This is a genomic window from uncultured Mailhella sp., from assembly GCF_905187505.1.
In the GTDB taxonomy this organism is placed as follows: Bacteria; Desulfobacterota; Desulfovibrionia; order Desulfovibrionales; family Desulfovibrionaceae; genus Mailhella.
Map to the genome: position 1 here is coordinate 1 of NZ_CAJJIC010000166.1, position 4,167 is coordinate 4,167.

Genomic DNA, 4,167 nt, shown 5'->3' on the forward strand with positions numbered 1-4,167 from the left:
ATAGGCGGAATTCACTTCCGCCGTTAAATGAAATGACCACCGTGCAAGTCCCGCGCCCGTACAGCGTGTCTGGAGCTGACTGGCGGTGGCGGTGCTCGGCGGGCGGAAATTCCCTTGCGTCACTCGTGGGGCGGCAGATTCCCGGAGTGTTCCATTCTGTCGGCGTAGGCAAAGGAGAGCACGGCGGCAACGGTGAGGGCGACGGCAAGGGCGAGGCCGGAACCGAACAGACCGTTGAAGCTTCCGGCCTGGTAGCACAGCCCGAAGAGAAGCGGAGCCACGGCCTGCCCGAGACGGAACATGGTGGAATAGGCGGACATGATGGAGCCGCGCGTGTCCGGCGTGGCGGTGAGGGAGACGTGTCCGGCGCAGCAGGAATTGAGCATGCCCGAGCCCGTGCCCACGAGAAGGAGTGCGGGAGCGGCCTGCCGCAGGTCGGTGGCCGTGAGCAGGAGCAGCATGGACACGGCAAGCTGCGCGCCGCCGAGAAAACCTATGCTGCGGGGGGCGAGACGGGCGGTGCACCACTGGGTGAGCAGCGCGCCCGTGAACATTCCCGCGGCGTAGAGGGAAAAGAGCATGGCCGTGTTTTCCGGGGAAAGATGCAGCCCCTCGTCGACGAAGAGAGGCAGGTGGGGATATACGGCCCCGAAGATGAGCAGGGAGGACCCGAGCCGTACGGAAAAGAGCGAAAGCACGCGGGAGGAGGAGAGCAGTTCCCGCAGATGGCGTCCGTACAGTCGGAGGCCGACGCTTTTCGAGGGCCGGTAGGGAATTTCGACGGGCAGGCAGAGCAGAAGCGAGCCGAAGCCGAGCGCCACGGCGAAGAGAAAGCCGTACCGCCAGGAGCCGAGATTGAGCAGCCATGTGACGATGACGGGCGTGAGCGCAATGCTGAAATACTGAACCGCCGCCACGCGGGTGACGAGTTTCAGACGTTCCCGGCCCTGGGTGATGTCGCTGACGAGCGTGTTGCTCATGGCTTCGAGCGGGGTGATGGACAGTCCCTGAAGCGCACGGCCGACGAGCAGCCAGAAGAAGCTGGGCGCGGCCCAGCAGAGAAGCGAACCTGCGCCGCACAGAAAGAGGGCGGCGAAAAGCAGCGGACGGCGGCCGAGCCTGTCGCTGAGCATGCCGTAAAGCGGGATGACGAAGACGCCGGGCAGGGCGTACACGGAAATGATCATGCCCATCTCAAGGGGCGCGAGCTGGAAGTCCTGCATGATGAAGGGCAGGCTCGGCAGAACCACGGGATTGCCGATGGCGGACACGAACGACAGCAGGTAGATGAGAGCCATGAGCGGACGGCGGCCGGAAAGGTGCATGACGGCTCCCTGAAATCGGAACGGAAAAAGGTTCCGGAAAAGGTGAGGGGGAGAATCTTCCCCGGCGGGGGCTGCGGCGGTGGCATCGTGCGCGGAACGGCACGGCGTGACTGCGGCATGAAGGGAAGAAGCCGTCGTCGCGGTCGCCGTCAGCTCGGAAAGCACGGCTTTGCCGCGCAGCGTTCATCGCAGTGCCTCGAGCCTATGCCCAAGCGTTGCCGTCGTAAAGAGTCGCGTGATTTTTTTTCTGCGGCGGATGCCGGATTTTTGCTTCGGGGCCGCGGATTCATGGCTGTGCCGGGCCCGCGGCGGAGCGCCCGGGCGTGCCCGGCGTCATGGCGTCCGGGGCGGAAGCCCGCGTTGCCTGCCTTCGTCCGTGTTCTGCCGTCCGCAGATCTGGGAGGGAAAGCCCCCGGAAAAGACGCGTTCCCCGGGGCGGGCGCGCGGCTTGAGGGACGCGCGTCGGACCGCCTTTCTCCGGGGAAGGAGGGGAGAGGGACGCTTGCAAAGTCGGGATTCTTTATTTATACTCCGCTGTTTCAAAGAGCAATCATGCAGCCATGGGGCCGCAGGGCCGTCCGCTCCGGCAATCCCGGGGGCGGCTTCGGGACTTCCGGTTCCCGCACAGGCAGGCTGTCGGAAGGTCTTGCAGGGCCGTCCGGCGCAGGCGGCATCCGGCGGCTGTGACATTTCAGAAGAACAAGTTTTAACAAAGGAAAGCGAACGTGAGCTCTCTCGCCCGTAACGAATCTCTCCGTAACATTGCCATCATTGCGCACGTCGACCACGGCAAGACGACGCTGGTGGACGGCCTTTTCAAGCAGAGCGGCATGTTCCGCGCCGATCAGGTGGTGGACGACCGCCTCATGGACAGCATGGAACTGGAACGTGAACGCGGCATCACCATTTCCGCCAAGAACTGCGCCGTGGGCTGGAAGGGCGTGCGCATCAACATTCTGGACACTCCCGGCCATGCCGACTTCGGCGGCGAAGTGGAACGCGCCCTTTCCATGGTCGACGGCGTGATTCTGCTCGTGGACGCCGCGGAAGGTCCGCTCCCGCAGACCCGTTTCGTGCTGCGCAAGGCCCTCGGACTTTCTCTGCCGGTCATCGTGGTGCTCAACAAGATCGACCGCAAGGACGCCCGTCCCGAGGAAGTGCTCAACGAAGTGTACGACTTGTTCATCGATCTTGACGCCAGCGAAAGCCAGCTCGAGTTCCCGGTGCTCTACGCCATCGGCCGCGACGCCGTCGCCATGAACAACCTGAACGACGAGCGCAAGGACCTGTCCCCGCTCTTCGACGCCATTTTGAAGTACATTCCCGCGCCGTCCTACGACCCTGAAATGCCCTTCCACATGCTGGTGGCCGACCTTGATTATTCCGACTATCTCGGTCGTCTGGCCGTGGGCCGCATCCGCAACGGCCACGCCCACACCAAGGACGCCCTCGTGTGCATCGGCGAAGACGGAACCCCCCGTCCGCTGCGCGCCACGCGCTTCCAGGTGTACAAGGGCAAGAGCATGGTCGACGTCGACGAAGTGGACGCCGGCGACATCGTGGTCATGGCCGGCATCGAGGACGTGACCATCGGCGACACCATCTGCACCGCCGCCGACCCCTCTCCGCTGCCCCGCATCAAGGTGGATGATCCCACCGTGTCCATGCGCTTCGGCATCAATACCTCGCCCCTCGCCGGTCGCGACGGCAAGCTCGTGCAGGCCCGCAAGATCCGTGAACGCCTCGACCGCGAAGCCCTGCGCAACGTGTCCATCCGCGTGGAGGACACCGAAGACAGAGACGCCTTCCTCGTGAAGGGCCGCGGCGAATTCCAGATGGCCATCATCGTGGAAACCATGCGTCGTGAAGGCTTTGAACTCACCGTCGGTCGCCCCGAGGTCATATTCAAGGAAATCGACGGCCAGAAGTACGAGCCCATTGAAGAAGTCTCCATCGACTGCGACGAAATCTACATGGGCGTGGTCACCGAAAAGCTCAACTTCCGCAAGGGCCGCATGACCAACTGCATCAACAACGGCACCGGCCGCGTGCGCCTGACCTTCTCCGTGCCCGCCCGCGGTCTCATCGGCTACCGTGACGAGTTCCTCACCGATACCAAGGGTACCGGCATCCTGAACTCCGACTTCAGCGGCTACGAACCCTATCGTGGTGACTTCCTCACCCGCATGACCGGTTCCCTCATCGCCGACCGTCCCGGCAACGCCGTGGCCTACGCCCTGTTCAACCTCGAGCCCCGCGGCCGCCTGTTCGTCGTGCCCGGCGACCCGGTCTATGAAGGCATGGTCGTGGGCGAACACAGCCGCGACAACGACATCGACGTCAACGTCACCAAGGAAAAGAAGCTCACCAACCTGCGCGCCGCCGGTCACGATGAAAACATCATCCTTACCCCCGTGCGCCCCATGTCCCTCGAACAGTGCCTCAACTTCATGCGCGAAGACGAAGTGCTCGAAGTCACCCCCCACGCCCTGCGCCTGCGCAAGGCCGTGCTCTCCTGCACCGAACGCTACCGCATGGGCGGAGGCCGCAAGCGCGTCTAAGCCGCGCCCTGCGCGTCCCGCCGGACTCCCTGAGTCCTGACGCCTGAAATAAAGCCCTCCCTGCCATGCCGCAGGGAGGGCTTTTTCGTGTCGGACGGAGAGGGGAGAAAAGAGAATGCCAGGAAAGGCAACGCGGGGGGGGAGAGAGAGAACAGGACGCCGCCCCGGACCCCGGAAAGGCAGGAAAGACAGGAAAGACAGGAAAGGCAGGAAAGGCAGCGGGGCTCCGCCCCGGACCCCGGCGGGGGAAATAATTCCCCCCGCGCCCCCCTGTTTCGCCT

Annotated in this window: 2 protein-coding genes; one reads left to right on the top strand and one right to left on the bottom strand. The window is 64.1% G+C overall.

Translation table 11 applies throughout. The features are described from left to right. Window positions 1-119: 119 nt before the first annotated feature. Complete coding sequence (locus QZZ60_RS10780) at window positions 120-1,325, bottom strand: MFS transporter (protein WP_295641288.1); 1,206 nt, start codon at window positions 1,323-1,325, stop codon at window positions 120-122. 725 nt (window positions 1,326-2,050) lie between these two features. On the opposite strand from QZZ60_RS10780, the gene typA reads away from it, so the two are divergent. Then, window positions 2,051-3,886, top strand: a complete 1,836-nt coding sequence (gene typA, locus QZZ60_RS10785; protein ID WP_295641289.1) for a translational GTPase TypA — start codon at window positions 2,051-2,053, stop codon at window positions 3,884-3,886. Window positions 3,887-4,167 lie beyond the last annotated feature (281 nt).